The 18828-nt window shown below is 49.2% G+C and carries 13 protein-coding genes and 2 tRNA genes; all 15 read left to right on the forward strand.

Annotated elements, in window-relative coordinates; genetic code table 11:
* Positions 1 to 60 precede the first annotated feature (60 nt).
* Positions 61 to 2124: a glycoside hydrolase family 13 protein gene (locus tag K401_RS0111055; protein ID WP_024293003.1), complete on the forward strand. Its 2064-nt coding sequence runs from the start codon at positions 61 to 63 to the stop codon at positions 2122 to 2124.
* A gap of 80 nt (positions 2125 to 2204) precedes the next feature.
* Positions 2205 to 2286, forward strand: a tRNA-Tyr gene (locus K401_RS0111060).
* A gap of 40 nt (positions 2287 to 2326) precedes the next feature.
* Positions 2327 to 2412: transfer RNA gene (locus K401_RS0111065), tRNA-Leu, on the forward strand.
* A 313-nt stretch (positions 2413 to 2725) separates the two neighbouring features.
* The gene (locus K401_RS31835; RefSeq protein ID WP_024293004.1) at positions 2726 to 4453 is read left to right on the forward strand and encodes a sensor histidine kinase; all 1728 of its coding nucleotides are present in this window, start codon (positions 2726 to 2728) and stop codon (positions 4451 to 4453) included.
* A gap of 17 nt (positions 4454 to 4470) precedes the next feature.
* Positions 4471 to 6063: a response regulator transcription factor gene (locus tag K401_RS0111075; protein ID WP_024293005.1), complete on the forward strand. Its 1593-nt coding sequence runs from the start codon at positions 4471 to 4473 to the stop codon at positions 6061 to 6063.
* Positions 6064 to 6280: 217 nt separating this feature from the next.
* Positions 6281 to 7789: a sugar ABC transporter ATP-binding protein gene (locus K401_RS0111080; RefSeq protein ID WP_024293006.1), complete on the forward strand. Its 1509-nt coding sequence runs from the start codon at positions 6281 to 6283 to the stop codon at positions 7787 to 7789.
* 13 nt (positions 7790 to 7802) lie between these two features.
* Positions 7803 to 8807 (forward strand): ABC transporter permease, encoded by a 1005-nt coding sequence (locus K401_RS0111085; RefSeq protein ID WP_024293007.1) that lies wholly within the window; start codon positions 7803 to 7805, stop codon positions 8805 to 8807.
* A gap of 28 nt (positions 8808 to 8835) precedes the next feature.
* The gene (locus K401_RS0111090; RefSeq protein ID WP_024293008.1) at positions 8836 to 10155 is read left to right on the forward strand and encodes an S-layer protein; all 1320 of its coding nucleotides are present in this window, start codon (positions 8836 to 8838) and stop codon (positions 10153 to 10155) included.
* A gap of 32 nt (positions 10156 to 10187) precedes the next feature.
* Entirely contained in the window at positions 10188 to 11228 is a 1041-nt protein-coding gene (locus K401_RS0111095; RefSeq protein WP_024293009.1) for an ABC transporter permease subunit, read from the forward strand.
* Positions 11229 to 11258: 30 nt separating this feature from the next.
* A complete protein-coding gene (locus tag K401_RS0111100) occupies positions 11259 to 12770 on the forward strand; it encodes a sulfatase (protein ID WP_024293010.1) in 1512 nt (503 codons plus the stop codon).
* 153 nt (positions 12771 to 12923) lie between these two features.
* Entirely contained in the window at positions 12924 to 13793 is an 870-nt protein-coding gene (locus tag K401_RS0111105) for a sugar phosphate isomerase/epimerase family protein (protein ID WP_024293011.1), read from the forward strand.
* A 14-nt stretch (positions 13794 to 13807) separates the two neighbouring features.
* Positions 13808 to 14908, forward strand: coding sequence for a Gfo/Idh/MocA family protein (locus K401_RS0111110; RefSeq protein ID WP_024293012.1), 1101 nt, complete (start codon positions 13808 to 13810; stop codon positions 14906 to 14908).
* A gap of 14 nt (positions 14909 to 14922) precedes the next feature.
* The gene (locus K401_RS0111115) at positions 14923 to 15768 is read left to right on the forward strand and encodes a sugar phosphate isomerase/epimerase family protein (protein ID WP_024293013.1); all 846 of its coding nucleotides are present in this window, start codon (positions 14923 to 14925) and stop codon (positions 15766 to 15768) included.
* 27 nt (positions 15769 to 15795) lie between these two features.
* Positions 15796 to 17517 (forward strand): glycoside hydrolase family 3 protein, encoded by a 1722-nt coding sequence (locus K401_RS0111120; protein WP_027352493.1) that lies wholly within the window; start codon positions 15796 to 15798, stop codon positions 17515 to 17517.
* 21 nt (positions 17518 to 17538) lie between these two features.
* The gene (locus tag K401_RS0111125; protein WP_024293015.1) at positions 17539 to 18810 is read left to right on the forward strand and encodes a phosphoglucose isomerase-related protein; all 1272 of its coding nucleotides are present in this window, start codon (positions 17539 to 17541) and stop codon (positions 18808 to 18810) included.
* Positions 18811 to 18828 lie beyond the last annotated feature (18 nt).

Genomic DNA, 18828 nt, shown 5'->3' on the forward strand with positions numbered 1-18828 from the left:
ATTTTGATTCAATCGGATAAAATAGAACGTATAGACGACGAGAAAGGAAATGAAAATTATATGTGCTTCCAGGCTGAGGCGTTAAATAAAGATGCGTTATTTACTGATGAGACAGAAAGTTTCCGATTCCCGGCAGAACCCGGTTTGGGGGATGATGTGATCCTGTTTTTTCGGACGGCAAAGGACGATGCAGATCAGGTTTGTTATATCCAGGATGGATTAAATGAAGAGACAGCCATGGAAAAGGCAGAGTCCGACGGGCAGTTCGATTATTATAAATATAGATTGACGGCAGTTTATGAGAATATCAGCTACAGCTTTAAGGTTATAAAGGGCGGAGAGGTCTGTTACTATAACCGGCTGGGTCCTTCCGGGGATAATCCGGAAGGTTTTTACTTTCGTATGGTTCCCGGCTTTTCTACGCCTGACTGGGCCAAGGGTGCGGTCATGTACCAGATTTATGTAGACCGGTTCTGCAACGGAGATGTGACTAATGACGTGGTGGACGGGGAATATGTGTACATCGGCCGTCCCGTATCCGGTGTAAAGGACTGGGGAAAATATCCTAACCAGATGGATGTGGGGTATTTTTACGGCGGCGATCTCCAGGGAGTATGGGATAAGCTGGATTACTTAAAGAATCTGGGAGTTGATGTGATTTACTTTAATCCTATTTTTGTATCACCCTCCAATCACAAGTATGACTGCCAGGATTACGACCACATTGATCCCCATTATGGCGTGATCGCAAAAGATGGGGGGGAGCCGGTGGCTCCTGATGCCAAGGATAACCAGTATGCCACAAAATACATGATCCGGACAACAGATAAAGAGAATTTAGAAGCCAGCAATGAATTTTTTGCCCGGTTTGTGGAAGAGGTGCACAAACGGGGGATGAGGGTGATCCTTGACGGAGTATTTAATCATTGCGGCTCTTTTAATAAATGGCTGGATGGGGAACGTATTTATGAAATGTCAGGAAGGTACGAGCCGGGAGCCTATGTGTCAAAGGACAGTCCATACCGGACGTTTTTTAAATTTTACGATCAGGAAGCCTGGCCCTATAACGGGTCTTACGATGGCTGGTGGGGGCATTCCACACTTCCTAAGCTGAATTATGAGGATTCCCTGGCCTTGTACGAGTATATCCTGCAGATCGCCCGTAAATGGGTGTCCCCGCCTTATAATGTGGACGGCTGGCGTCTTGATGTGGCCGCTGATTTAGGGCACAGCAGCGAGTACAACCATAAATTCTGGAGGGATTTCCGGAAGGCGGTGAAGGAAGCAAATCCTGAGGCCATTGTGCTGGCGGAGCACTACGGAGACCCATCCGGCTGGCTCCAGGGCGACCAGTGGGATACTGTCATGAATTATGATGCCTTCATGGAGCCTGTGACCTGGTTTCTGACAGGGATGGAAAAACACAGCGACGAAAGCAATCCCAGCCTGTTCGGGGATGGGGAAAGCTTTTTTAAGTCCATGAATTATCATATGAGCCGTATGATGACAGGCTCCATCCAGATAGCTATGAATGAGCTGTCAAACCACGATCATTCCCGTTTTATGACAAGAACCAACCGAAGGGTGGGACGGACATCCACTCTGGGCCCGGAGGCGGCTTCCCAGGGAATCAATAATGGAATATTCAGAGAAGCGGTTATGATCCAGATGACCTGGCCCGGTGCGCCTACGATTTATTATGGAGACGAGGCAGGGGTCTGCGGCTGGACGGACCCGGATAACCGGAGGACCTATCCCTGGGGGAAAGAGGATTTAGAGCTGATCGAATTTCACCGGTATATGACAGGACTTCACCACAGCATACCGGCGCTGCGCCTTGGATCCTTAAAGCAGCTTCTGGCCGGAAAGCATCTGATCTCCTACGGCCGTTTCAGCGGAGACAGCATTTGTGCCGTGGCGGTCAACAATCTTCCGGAGGAACGGCAGGTCATGATCCCTGTTTGGCAGTTGGGAATGAAAGACGGAGAAACCATGTCCCGCTACATGCTGACCTATGAAAATGGCTACAATGTGGGGAAGATATCCTATGAGGTAGAGAACGGCCAGGTGCTTGTCTCCATGCCCGGAATAAGCTCTGTTTTGCTGGTTGCTGACCCGGATTAGAATTTTTATTTTTTTCTAAAAAACCTTGATTTTTTAATGTCCCTGTGATAAAATAACACTCGCTTGCTTAATAAAAGCATGGGTGGGTTCCCGAGCGGCCAAAGGGGGCAGACTGTAAATCTGTTGTCGACGACTTCGAAGGTTCGAATCCTTCTCCACCCAGTCCGTACCGTTGGAAAGAAGTAAAACGGTATATGAGAATGCCGGCGTGGCGGAACTGGCAGACGCACAGGACTTAAAATCCTGCGGGACTTACCTCCCGTACCGGTTCGATTCCGGTCGCCGGCATGATGAAAGAGAGTTATCGTATGTAACCATACGATAGCTCTTTTTTTATAGCCTTTTGTCGATATATAATGAGATGGAGAGTAAAAGTATAACATCATACTCAAACGTTTGGGTGAAATTTGTACAAATCATAATAGGGCTATGTTATTCTATGATCAGAACAAAAGAAATTGCCGTTGAATGATTTCATCCGGTGATAGGAATGGACATAATAAGATCCATGCGGATACAAATATCCGATGAAAAAGGGAGCGATCCGACAGTATGCGACAGCGCCCTTTTTTGCTATGACAGGGGACAAGGGGGTGTTTTTTTGAGCAAAAAACGAATTTCAATCAAATACCGGTTTCTGCTTGCCGTAATATTGATCCTGGTTCCGCTCACTCTGGTGTTCAGCATATTTACCACAAAAGCGGTTTCCCACTTAAACCGGCAGCTGGCGGAAGCGAATCGGAATACTCTGCTGAGCTTCTGCACGGCCATCACCGACGAGATCCAGCTGGCGGAAAGTACCATGAACCTGCTATGGGGGGAGAGCGAGGCCTTTGCCCGGATCAGCCAGGCTTCTGAAACTGAGCGGCCGGAGCCGGCACTGGCGGAGCTGGAGACCGTATTTGAAGACCGTATGGAAAGCAATCAGACCATTTCCAGCCTTGCCATCTATTCACCAGCGTTTGGAATGGCCTGCGAAACATACGCAGGCAGAAGCCAGTACTCGGACAGCGAGAAAAAGGCAATGGAAGGGCTGATGCTCCGGCTGCTGGAGGACCAGGGAGAAAAACGGCTCGGATGGTTTATGGAACACGCGGGGGAAGACTGGTTTTTTGTCCGCATCGTTCAGAAGGGAACGACCTCGGCCGTGTGCCTGATCGATATCCAGGACATTTCAAGACGGTCCCAGGCCAATTATGCCATGGCTTCGCCGGTTGTGTTTGTTCAGAAGGGAAAACCTCTGACTCCGGCTATGTGGCTGAAGAAAACCTGGGTGGACAAAATTCCCGAAGTGAAGGATTTCCGCTTTGCCGGGAAAGAGCAGCAGTACATGGTGGTGAAAGAGACCCTGATGGGACTTGATGTTTTATATGGAGTTCCCTACCGGAACAACATGGGGACCTTAGGCTGGCTGCGGCTTGGTCCATGGCTGTTTTCCGGCGTGTCCACGCTGGTGCTTCTGGCCGCATGGATTTATTTGAAATACAGCTTTTTCCGCCCGCTGTCCGATCTGGTAAAAACCATGGAGCGGATCCGGGCCAATGATCTGGAAAGCCGTCCGGGCCGATACAGCAGCAAGGAATTTGCGCAGGTGAATGAAACGTTCAATCAAATGATAGATACCATAACCAATTTAAAGATTGAAAACTATGAACAGAGAATCTCAGCCCAAAATGACAGGCTCCTGGCACAGCAGTCAGAAATGAATGCCCAGAAAGCGGAGCTGGCCGCATTGAGGATGCAGATTCATCCTCACTTTTATCTCAATTGCCTGAAAAATATTTACGGAATGGCCCAGGCCGGTTCCTTTCAGGATATACAGGGGATGATTCTGCTTCTTTCCAGTCATCTCCGTTATACGTTCACAATAAGCAGTGATCTGGTGCCCTTAAGCCGGGAGCTGCAGATGTGCGAAAACTATATTCAGCTTCAGGCCGTCGGGCAGGAAGAAAAGCCTCAGTGCTTATTAAATATTGACCCGGATCTGCTGGATTTTAAGGTGCCTCCCATCAGCCTGCTGACCCTGGTGGAAAATTGTGTAAAGCATGGAACCGTACAGGACCGCGCCCTGTCCGTAAAAATCACTGCCGTAAAAAAGACCATAGAAAATGGTTTTTTGGTGGATATTATCATCCAGGACAATGGAGCGGGCTTTGCCGGTGAAATCATGGATGAATTGAACCGGAACGGGGACGGAGAATTCAATGAAGTACATGTGGGGCTGTTCAATGTAATCCGGAGGTTCCGGCTTTTATACGGAGAAAATTTTGCGGTCAGCTGCTGGAATAAGGAGGGGGCCGCAATTGAGCTTTTGTTTTATCTGGCTTAAGTGAAAGGAGAAGAGGTATGAGACTGTTGATCGTTGATGATCAGCCGGGAGTCCTGCATGGTCTCTTAAATGGGATCGACTGGAAAAAGGAAGGTTTTGAAACCGTAAAAACAGCCCAGAATGCTATGAAGGCAAAAGAAGTATTCCGGGAGCAGGCCCCGGATGTCATGCTGTGTGATATTGAAATGCCTGAAGAAAACGGACTTTTGCTGTTTCAGTGGGTATGCAGTGAAAAATATGACACGTATTGTATCTTTCTGACCAGCCATGCGGAATTTGCATATGCCCAGAGAGCGCTTCATCTGGGCGCATTTGATTATATTCTTCAGCCGGCACCCTATGAAGAGATCGTCCGGGCTGTCAGAAAAGCGGTTCAGAATGTGGAAAAGAGAAATGAAAAACGGCTGGTATATGATATGGGACAGGCATTTCAGGAGCAGGAGATCAGCATTGCTGCCAACGTCCAGAGGGATTATCTGCTTGGTATCAATAACCAGAACTATTTTGAGACTCTTGCAGGGCTGGGCTGCCTTCCGGTGAAGGGGCGTCCCTGCCATCTGGTATTGATCCAGATCGTGCGGTGGTATTCCCTCTCTGTAAAATGGAACGGCCCATCCCTGGCAGAGGAGCTAAGTAGGCTGGTAAATGGAATTTTTATTACAAACAGCTGCCCCATCGTAGTCTGCTTTATGGAAGAAAATATGTTCGCCATGGTTTTGCAGGACAGTGAAAGCATGGAAGTGAGGAAGGAAGAGCTGAAGTGCCAGCTTCTGTATTTCAGCAGCGTCTGTGAACAATCCTTAAAATGCGGAATAGCCTGTTATCTGGAAGGTCCTTTGTACATGAAGGAGATACCGTCGGTGTGGCCCCTTCTGGTGAAGCAGAAGCAGGAAAATGTGATATTGAAAGGCGGGATATTTACCAGCCAAAAACAGGAGGACCGGTCCCAGAACAGGCAATATCACATGGCCGGCATCAGATACTGGGGAAAGCTGTTAATGGACGGGTATCCCCAAGTCATGGAAGAGGAAGCGTTTCACATGCTGGACCAGATGGTTGAGGATGGAACCATGGATGCACAGACACTGCTCCATTTTTACCAGGATTTCCTTTCCATGCTTTACGGCGCTATTGATGATTCAAAAGAACTGCTCTATAAGCTGTTCTCTGCCCAGGATGAGCTCAGTCTTTACCAGAATGGAATGAAATCTGTGAGCCAGATGAAGGAACTGGTACACCATGTGGCCGTTAATTACCTTTCGGAGACAGAAAACGTGGACAGCAAGACCGCAGTTTTTCAGCTGATCCAGTACGTGAATGATCATTTGGACTGTGAGCTGAAGCGGGAAGAGCTGGCGGAGCATGTCCATCTGAATCCGGATTATATGACCAGAATCTTTAAGAAGGAGATGGGAGTCACTGTAAAGGAATACATTATACAGCGAAAAATGAGAGAAGCCAAGAGCCTGCTTAAAACTACCTCCCTTCCGGTGAGCTTTATTGCAGCAAAGCTGGCTTACTGCAATTTCAGCCATTTTACCCAGGCTTATAAAAAGGTGATGGGAATTACTCCTCAGGAAGAGCGGAATCTTCCTGAGGAATCAAAATAATGGGACCTGGTCCCAGCTGTACTGAAGTTTCCCTGGAGGAAAGCAGGTTCTTTGGAGCCTGCTTTTTTTGAACGGACAAAAACAAGTCGGAAAAACAATGGAGAATGGTAGCATTATTTACAGCGCAATTCATGGCGGGATTCTATAATAGCAGTATGCCAATAAAAATCCCATTGGGGGACAAAGGCTGAACAAACAAAAGGGAGGAGGGGGTGTCATGCCGGAAAAAGGAGAGGTTCTGGTAGAAGTAAAGGACATGTGCAAAAATTTTGGTGTGACGGTTGCGCTGAACCACGTAAATATCCAGTTCCGCCGCGGGGAAATCCGGGGACTGATCGGTGAAAACGGTTCTGGAAAATCCACAGTTTCTTCCATAATTGCAGGGATACAGCCGGCTACCAGCGGAGAGATGATCTATAAAGGAACGGCCTGGAAGCCGGCCAATACCTTAGAGGCGGCCTTAAATGGAATTGGAATGATCGTACAGGAGGCAGGAACGATTCCCGGTATCACGGTGGCAGAGAATATTTTTCTGGGAAATTACGGAACATTCAAAAAAGGACCGCTCATTGACCGTGCCAGGATGAATGGTGCAGCCGCAGAAGCCATGGAACGCGTGGGAATCACAACGATTGATCCTTCCCAGCCGGCGTTCCGCTATGATATGCAGGAAAGAAAGCTCATAGAAATTGCCAGGGTGATGGCAGGGGAGCCGGAGCTGTTCATTGTGGATGAAACCACCACCGCTCTTTCTCACAGCGGCAGAGCACTGCTGTATCAGATCATGCATGATGCCGCAGCCAGAAACAAAGCGGTTATCTTTATCAGTCATGACCTTCATGAGCTGATGGAGCATTGTGATACACTTACGATCCTGCGGGATGGTGTCATCATTGACAACCTGGAGAAAGCGGATTTTGAGCCGGGGAATATCAAACGCAAGATGGTGGGCCGGGAGGTCAGGGAAGACTATTACCGGAATGATATGGACGGATACGGCAGCCAGGTCGTGCTGAAGGCGGACTGCATCACGACCATGAAGGATCTTCTCTGCTTTGATCTGGAACTGCACAAGGGAGAGATCCTTGGGATCGGAGGTCTGTCTGCCTGCGGGATGCACGGCCTGGGCCGGGCTCTTTACGGTCTTGATGAGGTTGTGGATGGCAAAGTCGTGCTGACAGAAAAAGATGTGGTTGTCAGGAATGCGGAGGTCGCATTTAACAACGGTATGGGATATGTATCCAAGAACCGTGACCAGGAATCCCTGGAGCTGAATGCGTCCATCGGAGCGAATATCCAGAGCGTGGGTTATAAGAAGAACCGTCTGTTGGGACCGTTTATATCCGGAAAGAAAGAGCAGAAGTATGTGCAGCTGGTGGTGGATGAGCTGGCTATCAAGTGCGTAAATATCTGGCAGCCGGTCCGGGCCATGTCCGGCGGAAATAAGCAAAAGGTCGTGTTCGGAAAATGGATCGCGGACGATGCGGATGTACTGATCCTGGACTGCCCCACAAGAGGGGTGGACATCGGGGTTAAGGCCTCCATGTACCAGCTGATTTATGACATGAAAAAGAAGGGGAAATCCATTGTCATGATTTCCGAGGAAATGCCGGAGCTGATCGGTATGGCAGACCGCCTGCTGATTATGAAGGACGGGATGGTGAACGGTGAATTTTTCCGCAGGGATGGATTCCAGGAACACCAGCTGATCGAATGCATGATTTAAGGAGGAGAGTAAAATGACTGACATGGCAGCTGTAAAAGAGGCACCCCGGCTACATTTTAATGACCGCATTGATATGATTAAGAATAAACGCATGTTCACTCTGGTATTTCCGCTTACCATTCTGCTCCTGATTGTCTTTGCATTTGAAATGGCGACCGAAGGCCAGTTTGTGAAAGGAAGCGTGCTCAAAGGGGTGTTTGACCAGGCGCTGATCATTGGCACCATGGCAACCGCGGTTTCCTTTATTTATACGACCGGAAATCTGGATATCTCGGTGGGGTCCGTCATGGGGCTTGGAGCCGTGGCAGGCGCCCTGGTTTACGGCGTCACGGCAAGTGTTGTCCTTATGATCGCTGCTGCGGTCATCGTCTGTGTATTTCTGATGATGTTTAACTGTACCTTAAGCGTGGTCTTTCATATCAAGACAACCATGGTGGCAATTGTGGTGATGCAGCTTTATAACGCCATCATCAGTGAGGTGGTGGGAGCCGATACCCTGAAGGTGGATTTTAAGGTATGCAAGGTTCTGGAAACCGGAGGCTTCCGCTATGGGGCTTTTCTGACCTATTTTGTGGTTTGCCTGCTGGTTTTCCATTATACGAAGATCGGCCGGCAGCTTCGGTTCATCGGCGGAAATGAAAAATGTGCGGAGCAAACCGGCATGAACCCCACCCGCGCCACCTACGTCAGCTTTCTGATGGCAGGGATCGGAGTGGGAATCGCGGCGGTATTTACCATTATCAGAACCGGGAGCGTGGGCAATTCAACTGGAAACGGCATGGGGATGGATGTAATGCTTGCAACGGTTCTTGGCGGAATGTCCATTTTCGGAGGCGCGAAATCAAACAGCTATTCCGGAATTATCGGTGCGTTGACGGTTTCCGCCTTAAACAAGGGGCTTTTGATGCTGGGGGTCTCCAGCACCGTAATACAGGGAGTAAGAGGTCTTATATTCCTGCTTCTGGTATTTTTAAACAGTGAGCGGCCGGCAACCTTACCGTCCCGCCAGCAGTTTTGATTCATAAATAAAAATGGAGGAAAAAATTATGAAAAAATTTTTTGCAGCGTTACTGGCGTGCGGCCTTGCATTCGGCCTGACAGCATGCAGCGGGGGAACCCCTAAAAATGAACCGGCGGCAGAATCCCAGGCTGCCACACAGAAAGGGGAAGGCAATGAAGCTTCAGAAGCAGCGGGAAAGACGCCCCAGGATTTTAAGAAGTTTAAAATCGGTGTTGCAGAGGTTCAGGCCAATGATGAAAGCATTCAGAGACGTTCCTATTTTGAAGACTATGTGGCACCCCGGTATAATGTGGAATTTGTGTTCTCCGAACAGGTCTCTGATACGGAAAAGCTTTTGACGTTTATCGAAAACTGTGCAGATGCCGGTTGTGATGCGGTGATCAGCTATAACAATGATGATATTGAACAGATGACTCAGGTGTGTCAGGAATACGGAATGAAATATATCGTGAATACGGTACGCATTAATCCGAAAACTGAGGCGGCTTTTGCAGGCGGTTATGATAATTTTGCGGCCTTTGGCTCCAACCAGACTGCCATCGCGGAAGTGTTCAGCGACTGGCTGAAGGAAAATGCCAGTGAGGATGGCAGCGAAGGCTTTTTAATATGCAGCGGTCTGGCGTATACCGGAAACCTGCAGCAGACGGAAATCACCCAGGCCTGTTTAAAGTCCCTTTCGGAACTGTATGGCCTGACCTATGAAGAGGACTTTGATGCTCTGGTCACCTCAAGTGCCCCCATTGAGGCCGTCAATGACAAAGGAATCAATATATATGTTTATCCCGGCCATGTGACACGTGTGGAAGGCTATCTCCAGGGGCTGACGGCAGCTCTTCAGACGGGTAAATACGGCGTTATGCTGCAGTCCGTCCAGTTATATGACCAGACCGGCGTCATCGTTCAGGAAACAGAAGCAGCCATTGGAAAAGATATCAAGGTGGCAGGCGTGGCAACCATTGCGGAATCTTTGCATACCGCATTCAAAACAAAGGATCAGTTTGGAAACCCGACCATCAACATGGCAACCGTGAAACCGGTAAGCCTTCTGTGTGCGGCCGGATTCAGCCAGGCGTATAACCTTCTCACCGGATACGAGAGCGCAACTCTTGCGCCCAACGGAGATGCCGGTATGTTAAATTCCAGCTTATGGCCTATTACAAAACTGGAAGACCTGGATATTGCAAGCAAATGGGATGTTCCAAAGGGAGACAAGTGGATTGTGGGATATAACATCATCGACAGCATGCTGGGAATTTACCATCCGGACATTACCAATGGTGATATCCAGTCCATCGTGGATTCCATTACTTACGAATCCACACTGATAAGACTTGGAGACAAATAGGAAATGCCTTTCTGGCAAAAGGAGAGGAAACCATGAAAAGCAACATCAGATCATTAAAAATGATACCCTTATTAAAAACCCTGGCAATTCCGTTTATAACATGGCTGGTCTGCGAGCTGATCGACCGGGCGGCGGCAGGCACGGGAGTTGTTTCCAATATTGCGGATGTAAAGGCGCTGCTGCGTACCCTGCTGACCTCCTTCAGCTTTGCCCTTGCCATTAACTGCAACTTAACCAGCGGGCGGATGGATTTATCCGCCGGGGCACAGATGTACATGGGCTGTATATTTGGAGGAAATATGGCGCTCAGCCTGGGGTTTGGAGGCGTGGGGGTCCTGATTCTCAGCATGCTCACCGGTGCACTTTGCGGTTTGCTTGTAGGCGTGCTTTTCGTTCATTTGCGCATACTGCCCATGGTGCTTGGACTAGGCGTCAGCCTGGTATTTGAATGCCTTTCCTTCGGCGCATACTCCCAGCAGGGACTGAAGCTGTTTGCAAAGCCGGGTGTGGAGATATTATCTAATATAGGATTTATCCTGGTGGTTGCCCTCGCATTGGTGGGAGGTGTCACATACCTGTTCCAATACAGCGGATTTGGATATAAGCGCCGTGCCATCCAGGGAAACCAGAAGCTGGCGGCGGACAGCGGGATAAATATTTATACAAACTGTATTTTATGCTATGTGCTGGCCGGCGCCCTGGTCGCATGCGCGGGAGTGTTTGACACTGCGTATACCGGCGGGCTCACACCGGTCATGGGCATGACCAGCAATACCCAGGTATTCAAAAACATGTTTCCCATGGCGCTGGGCTTATTGATCGGTTCCTATTGCCAGAGACCGGTGGTAGGGATACTTCTTGGATCCTTAAGCGTCAAGATACTGACCATGTGTTTATCCAAGCTTGCAATGGACAGCAGTATGCAGAACATCATTATTTACAGCTTATTTCTGCTGTTAAACGTTTACCGTATGAATGCCTACCGGTTTGATTATGCCAGAGAAAAGCGGGCGAGGATCCATCTGGCGCAGAATACCCGCAGAGAACGTACGGTGCTTCAGGAATCAGCATAAGAGACCGGAGAGAGAAAGGAGAGAATCAAAATGAAAGCGATTATGGTTATGTATGATTCCCTGCGCCGGGATCTGCTTCCCTGCTACGAGGGGCCTGATCCCATGGATCTGCCGAATTTTAAGCGGCTGGCCGGGCATACGGTTACCTTTGATAAAAGCTATGTCTGCAGCCTTCCGTGCATGCCTGCGCGGAGAGAGCTGCATACCGGCAGAGCAAATTTTCTGCACAGAAGCTGGGGACCGGTAGAACCTTTTGACGACTCCATGCCGGAGCTGCTTCAAAAGGCGGGGATCCATTCTCATTTAGCCACGGACCATTACCATTACATACAGGATGGAGGAGCGACTTACTGCGGACGCTATTCCTCCTGGGCCTGTTACCGGGGGCAGGAAAGCGATGCGTGGATCGGGGACTGCACGCCGAGAGGAGAGGAACAGTCTCCCTATGTGCTCTTAAATGAGAATACACCGGAAATGATAAAAAGGCGGCGCCAAAGGGGCGGATGGAGAAACTTTGCAAACCGTTCCGTGTTAAAGGATGAAAGCCATTACCCCCAGGCACAGACATTTGCCGACGGAATTGATTTCATAAAGCGCAATGGAAAACACGGCAACTGGTTTTTGCAGATAGAGACCTTTGATCCCCATGAGCCATTTACATCGCCAAAGGATTTTGAAGGAAAATGGTTTGATCCGGATCAGCCATTCCTGCCGGACTGGCCGCCCTATTCTCCCGTATCTGAGGATGAAGAAACCGTTGAAAATATGAGGAAAAAGTATTTCTCACTGGCAGAATACTGTGACCACTGCCTTGGGCTGGTTCTGGATGAAATAGACAGACAGGACCTCTGGGCGGATACCATGCTGATCGTAAACACGGATCACGGTTTTCTGTTAAATGACCACGGATGGTGGGGGAAGGGCAGCATGCCCGACTTTGAAGAACTGGTCCACACGCCCCTGTTCATCTGGGATCCGGGAAGCAAAAAGAGAGGGGAGCGGCGCCAGGCCCTGGTTCAGACCATTGACATTGCCCCCACACTTCTGGATTTCTTTGGATTGGAGATCCCGAAGGATATGACCGGTAGATCACTGCGCCGAACAGTGGCTGAGGACCGGAAGGTGCGCAGCTATGGAATATTTGGCTATCACGGAGGGCCTGTGAATATCACGGACGGACAGTATGTGTATATGCGTGCCGTGCAGAACGAGAATATCTGCATGAATGAATATACACTGATGCCAACTCATATGGATTCCCTGTTTTCGCCGGAAGAGATGGAGAAGGCAGAGCTGGCTCCGCCCTTTGGGTTCACGAAAAAATGTCCGCTCCTGAAGATACCCGCCGGCAATACCTTAAGACTTCTGGGAAAGCTGAAAGAAGATGTTCTGTATGATCTTGCAGTAGATGAAGAACAGGAGCACCCGATTCAGGAGGATGCGGTAAAGAGCCGGATGCTTGGTGCCATGGCACAGCTGTTCAAGGAGAATGAGGCGCCGGACGAGGTGTATGAGCGTTACGGGCTGAAAGCGGATATGTAAATCAAACGCGGGAGGGATGCTGAGCATATCGGCATCCTTGCTGCTGCATTTTTGAAGATCATTACGGAAAAATAAGAAGAAATAATTGACATTTGAAGAGCCGGAATATAATATATAATTAATTAAAATAATTAAATAAGTAGGAGGGAAGAAATGAAGCTGGGTTTTATGACCAATGTTCTGGTGAAACAGGGAATGAAGCATTTGGATGAAATTGCTGCCTGGGCAGAAGCCCGTGGATTTCAGGATCTGGAAGTAGGGCCTACGGTGCCCATGGAACGGGATAAATTTGAACAGGTAATGGAAAAGGGAGCTGTAGGAATTACTTCTCTTACCTATTGCAGAAATTTTTTAAGCACGGATGAGGAAGAGGCAGGCGCGCATCTTGCAGAACTGAAAAAAAGGATCGAGTTTGCGGGAGCTTTGGGAATTGAAAAGATCGTTACGTCTACCGGAATTGACAAAACCCTGGAAGAGGGAATTTATGATAAGGCGGATTCCATTCGAAGAACCCCCATCAGAAGCCTGGAGCGTTTTGTAAAGACCTTTGACCCGATTGTGGATCTTGCGGAAAAAAGAAAGGTGAAACTGGCATTTGAAAACTGTCCCCTCATGGGAAATATTGCCATATCCCCTGTGATGTGGCGTGAAATATTTAAAAAACTGGACAGCCAAAAGGTGGGATTGGCCTATGATCCTTCCCATCTGGTATGGCAGTTTATTGATCCCTATGCTCCGATTCAGGAATTTGGCAGCAAAATATTCCATGTTCATGCAAAGGATACGGAGATTGATGAAGAACGATTAAAAGAGTGCGGCATTCTCACTGACTTCAGCTGGTGGTGTTACCGGATCCCCGGCCATGGGCAGCTTGACTGGAAGCGGCTCATAAATGCCTTAAAGGAAGCTGGATATGAAAAGACCATAAGCCTGGAACATGAGGATCCGTCCTATGAGGGGAGTCTGGAGGAAGTACTTAACGGGCTGGTTTTGGGAGCCGGCTGTTTAAAACAATATTTATAAGGAGGAAATGATTTATGGTGCGTGTAGGAATTGTTGGGGCAGGAAATACCATTGGAATCGCGGGAATGCATATTCAGGGATATCTGCGGATACCGGAAGCGAAAATTACCGCTGTATACGATATTATACAGGAGCGTTCACAGGAATATACAGACAAGTTTCAGCTGGAAGAGGCAAAAGCCTGCAGAAGCTATGAAGAGCTTCTTTCAGAGGTGGATGCAGTCAGTCTCTGCACCCCCAATGCATATCATGTGGAACTGGCCATCCAGGCGTTAAAGGCGGGGAAGCATGTATTGTGTGAAAAACCCTTCGGCACCAATGCCAGGGAATGTGAGCCGGCACTTTCCTATGCGGAAAGCTCAGGGAAGGTTTGCATGATCGGGCTCTGTTACCGGGGAATTCCCGCCTATATGTATTTAAAGCAGCTGATTGACGAGGGGGCGCTGGGAGATATCTTCTATGTCCGGCAGTCACTGGGAGGCAGCAGGATCGCCGATCCCAGGGTAAAGCTGGAATGGAGGATGCAGAAGGCACTGTCAGGGCCGGGAGCCATGGCAGATTTCGGAAGTCATATGCTGGATATCGGAGATATGCTGCTCCGTGATACGGCCGGGCCGATTACGGAGCTGCAGTGCATGAGTGTCACGTGCTTAAAGGAAAGGGACCGCGTAAACGGCAATGGAACCGGAATCGTTGATAACGACGATATTGCATCTTTTTCCGCAAAGACTGAAAAAGGGGTGCTGCTTTCCTATACGGCAAGCCGGGTCGGAAGCAGACATACAACAGAAGTATACGGAAGCGGCGGCAGCGCGTTTTTTGACGGAAGTGACCCTTTTTCCCTGCGGATTCAGAAGAAGGACCCGGATGGAGGCTATAGGGAATCGCCGGAAACCGTTAAAGTACCGGAAGGACTGTATCTGATAAATGATTACGTTCCCAAAGAAGGATTTGCTGTTAATTTTTATTTTGAAATGCGGAACTTTATTGACGCAATTGAAAAAGGAGTTCCGGCTGCCACTGATTTTTCCCGGGGGATTTATATCCAGAGACTGATCGATGCGCTTTGGGAATCCTCAAAAACAGGCTGCAGTGTGCCCATTGATTTTCAGTGAAAGGAGCAGAAAAAATGAAAATAGGATGCCATGCGGTATTATTTACCGACCGGATCGCCAATGATACGGAAACCGTTTTATCAGGCCTTAAATCAACCGGATGTCAGGGAATTGAAGTCGGTTCACGCTTTTTTGGAGTTGACAGAAGCCGGGAATTAAAGCAGCAGCTCGAAATCCATGAGCTGGAGCTTTCGGGCCTTCATGCAGTATGCCTTTTAACGGATCTGCTGGACCGGCCGGAGGAAGTGTGGGTTAATATTCAGAAAGCTGTAAATTTTCTCCGGATCATGCCCAACAGGAATATCATACTGACCGGAGTAAAGAGTATGCCGGGAGAAACAGGAGCCGGGAAAGAGGCTGACAGCCGGCTGTCGGATCCGGAATTGGGGAAGAAAATGGCCTGCAAGCTCAATGAGCTGGCCCGCAGGGCAAAGGAGCAGGGCGTGCAGATCCACTACCATAACCATGACTGGGAATTTGAAAACGACGGCCTTTTGTATCGGTCATTCCTTGCACATGCTCCGGAAATGAAGCTTGCCCTGGATACCGGCTGGGCATTATCCGCCGGCTGGCAGCCGGTTTCCATGATAAAGGATCATCCCTCCCGCTATTCTTACGTCCATATCAGGGACTTTAAACGGCCGGAGATGGAAAAGTGCTCTACCCATGAGGAAAAACAGAACAGCTACGCGGACCTTGGAACAGGTGACGTAAATTTAAAGGAGCTTATGGAAACACTGAAGGCCAGCATGCCGGATGACGGCTGGGCAGTGATTGAATATGAAAAGGGCGAGGTGAGCTTTGAACGCTACACAAATGCGGTCAGCTATTTAAAACAGCTTTGCTGCCCGGCTGTTTGATACGTTGGCGGAAGAAAGGACATACATATGGTCGATATAAAAGCAAATCCCTTTTACCTGGATGAAGAAGGTGCGTGCTGGGTAGAAGATACGATAAATTCCATGAGCATGCACGAAAAGATCTGTCAGCTGTTTGCAGATCCCCTCATGGGAAAAAGCAGGGAAGAGCTGGCTGCATTTCTCAGACAGTATCCCATTGCAGGAATTCCCTTCCGGGCTGCGCTGTTTGGCAATGAGGAAGCCCAGGACATTATGGCTGAGCTGCAGGAAAGCTCCAGGATCCCTTATCTTTATGCGGGAAACTGTGAATCAGGACCTAACGGAGTCTTAAGAGGCGGCACCCTTGTCGCTTCCGGGGCCCAGGTCAGGGCTTTAAGAGACCCGGAAGCTGCCTACGAAGTGGGGCGCATTACGGGAAAAGAAACTGCTGCAGTAGGCTATAACTGGACCTTTGGCCCGGTGGGGGATGTTCTGATGAACTGGAGGAACAGCCTGATCAATACAAGGGCATTCGGCAGCGACGCGGACTTTGTCAGCCAGTGTGTGGAGGCCTACAACAAAGGCTGCATGGAATACGGAGTCATTCCATGCCTGAAGCATTTTCCAGGAGACGGCTGGGAGGAGCGGGACCAGCATCTGGCTGTGGGCAATAACGGATTATCCTGTAAAGAGTGGGATGAAACCTTTGGAAAGATTTATCAGACCTCCATTGACAATGGCCTTCTCAGCATTATGGTGGCCCATTTTACACTGCCGGCTTATGAAAAAGGGCTGAATCCGGATCTTGAGGAAAAGGATATGCAGCCTGCCTGCCTTTCCAAGGAACTGGTGGACGGACTGCTCCGGCAGAAGCTGGGATTCAACGGTCTGGCGGTGACGGACCAGACAAAAATGATGGGATTTTACGGTATGAGCCGCATGAAAGCCATCCCATGGACCATAGCCTGCGGCTGTGATATGGTACTGGGCATTAACGATATGGAAGAAGATTACAGTGCCATGGAGGAAGGAATCCGTTCAGGAATTATTACGGAAGAACGGCTGAAGGATGCTTTATACCGGATTCTCGCCTGTAAGGCGGCCATCGGACTGCATAAGAGGAAAGCCGGGGAAGGTTTCCGGCCGGGAAAAGAAGCTTTATCCTACATTGCATGTGAGGAACATACTGCCATAGCCAGAAAGGCGGCGGCAAAGGCGGTCACACTGGTCAAGAACACAAAGGGACAGCTGCCTTTTAAGCCTGATATCTATAAAAAGATCGGAGTATTCGTGCTGTCAGGGAATGTGGGACACCAGAAGAGCATTTATGGTCAGGGAGTCCAGTCCGGCGGAAGTGAAGACACCGCCTCCCATGTTCTGGAAACATTGGTGCGGTACGGATATGAACCGGAGCTGATGGAATCTTCCATGGAAAAGGGGAAGATCAGGGATTTTAAGGCGAGATATGACGCAGTGATGCTGTTTGCCGATATCAGCGGCTTTGCACAGACGAATTCAGTCCGTCTCATGTGGCCGGATCCCATGTCCAGCTGTTACCCCTGGTACATACACGATGTTCCCACTGTATTTGTATCCTTTAACTATACCAACCATTTAATCGATGTTTCCAGAGTGCCGGGCTTTATCAATGCTTATAACAACCGCCCGGAGACCATTGATGAAACCATCAGGCGCATTGCAGGACTGGCGGAGTTTGAAGGCCGGTACGATGATGACGTCTGGTGCGGAACCTGGGACACCCGATTTTAAGAGCAGCACAGGAGGCCGGAAATGAGCATTGGAATCGAGATAAACCACATAACGGATTACGTTTCAAAAAACGCATGGGAGGAGAATGAGCGCATTGCTTCAGAAATTTTAAGCCGGCTTCTTGAAAAGGAAGACAGGGAACAGGTGCTGGGCTGGCGGACTCTGGAAACCTCGGCTGTTCAGCTGGATGTGCTGAAGGCGAAGGCAGAAGAAGTCAGAAACCACGGGGATGTATTTGTCATTGTCGGGGTAGGAGGCTCCAATCAGGCGGCGAGAGCCATGATCGAGGCGGTGGCCGGCCGGAAGGGACCGGAGATCATTTATCTTGGAAATACTCTGTCCCCCTGTTACATCAGCCATATGCTGGAGCGGATGGAAGGGAAGAGCGTCTACATAAATGTGATAGCAAAGAATTTTGAAACCCTGGAACCGGGAAGCCATTTCCGGATTCTGCGCCAATGGATGAAAAAACGGTATTCAAAGGCGGAAATGGCAGAACGGATCATACTGACGGGAACGCCGGGATCCAGGCTGGAAGAGATTGCAGAGGAGAACGGATATCTGTTTTTGCAGTTTCCGGCTTCCGTCGGCGGAAGATATTCCGCATTCTCCCCGGTTTGTCTCTTCCCCATTACGGCAGCCGGTCTTGACGTAGATGCTTTTCTGGCAGGGGTGAGATATGCCATGGAAGACTGCAGAAACAATCCCGCTACCAACCCGGCGGTAAAATATGGGGCAGCCAGAAACATCCTGTACCAGAATGGCTATGACATTGAAATGCTGGTTTCCTTTGAACCCCAGTATGCATTTTTAACCAAGTGGTGGGTACAGCTTTTCGGAGAAAGCGAAGGAAAGGAGAAAAAGGGAATATTCCCGGCCGCGGCGATCTATTCCGAGGATCTTCATTCCATGGGTCAATACATGCAGGAGGGAAGGCGGAACCTTCTGGAAACCTTTTTGTCGGTCAAGGATCCGAAAGCCAGTGCGGTCATCGAACCGGACCGGGAATTTGGAGATGCATTTGACTATCTGGATGGCATGGACTTTGACCAGATCAACAAGGCGGCTGAAAAAGCGACCTGGGAAGCTCATGGGGACGGCGGAGTGCCCTGCATCCGTCTGATAGTAAATGAAATATCGGAAGAAAGCTTTGGAGAACTGTTTTATTACTTTATGGCGGCATGCGCGGTGTCCGGTACCCTGATGGGTGTCAATCCCTTTGATCAGGAAGGGGTGGAGGAGTATAAACGAAGCATGTTTGCAGCATTGGGAAAAGGAAAACAGCAGGGTTGACCGGGAAGGAGATGCTTT

It is taken from the genome of Lacrimispora indolis DSM 755, from assembly GCF_000526995.1.
Classification (GTDB): Bacteria; Bacillota; Clostridia; order Lachnospirales; family Lachnospiraceae; genus Lacrimispora; species Lacrimispora indolis.

What these genes read in the sequence shown, in the direction of transcription:
- K401_RS0111090 (WP_024293008.1), top strand. Translation starts at nt 8,836, where the DNA reads ATGAAAAAATTTTTTGCAGCGTTACTGGCGTGCGGCCTTGCATTCGGC.
- K401_RS0111080 (WP_024293006.1), top strand. Translation starts at nt 6,281, where the DNA reads ATGCCGGAAAAAGGAGAGGTTCTGGTAGAAGTAAAGGACATGTGCAAA.
- K401_RS0111075 (WP_024293005.1), top strand. Translation starts at nt 4,471, where the DNA reads ATGAGACTGTTGATCGTTGATGATCAGCCGGGAGTCCTGCATGGTCTC.
- K401_RS0111120 (WP_027352493.1), top strand. Translation starts at nt 15,796, where the DNA reads ATGGTCGATATAAAAGCAAATCCCTTTTACCTGGATGAAGAAGGTGCG.
- K401_RS0111110 (WP_024293012.1), top strand. Translation starts at nt 13,808, where the DNA reads ATGGTGCGTGTAGGAATTGTTGGGGCAGGAAATACCATTGGAATCGCG.
- K401_RS0111055 (WP_024293003.1), top strand. Translation starts at nt 61, where the DNA reads ATGTGCTTCCAGGCTGAGGCGTTAAATAAAGATGCGTTATTTACTGAT.
- K401_RS0111095 (WP_024293009.1), top strand. Translation starts at nt 10,188, where the DNA reads ATGAAAAGCAACATCAGATCATTAAAAATGATACCCTTATTAAAAACC.
- K401_RS0111085 (WP_024293007.1), top strand. Translation starts at nt 7,803, where the DNA reads ATGACTGACATGGCAGCTGTAAAAGAGGCACCCCGGCTACATTTTAAT.
- K401_RS0111100 (WP_024293010.1), top strand. Translation starts at nt 11,259, where the DNA reads ATGAAAGCGATTATGGTTATGTATGATTCCCTGCGCCGGGATCTGCTT.
- K401_RS0111125 (WP_024293015.1), top strand. Translation starts at nt 17,539, where the DNA reads ATGAGCATTGGAATCGAGATAAACCACATAACGGATTACGTTTCAAAA.
- K401_RS0111105 (WP_024293011.1), top strand. Translation starts at nt 12,924, where the DNA reads ATGAAGCTGGGTTTTATGACCAATGTTCTGGTGAAACAGGGAATGAAG.
- K401_RS0111115 (WP_024293013.1), top strand. Translation starts at nt 14,923, where the DNA reads ATGAAAATAGGATGCCATGCGGTATTATTTACCGACCGGATCGCCAAT.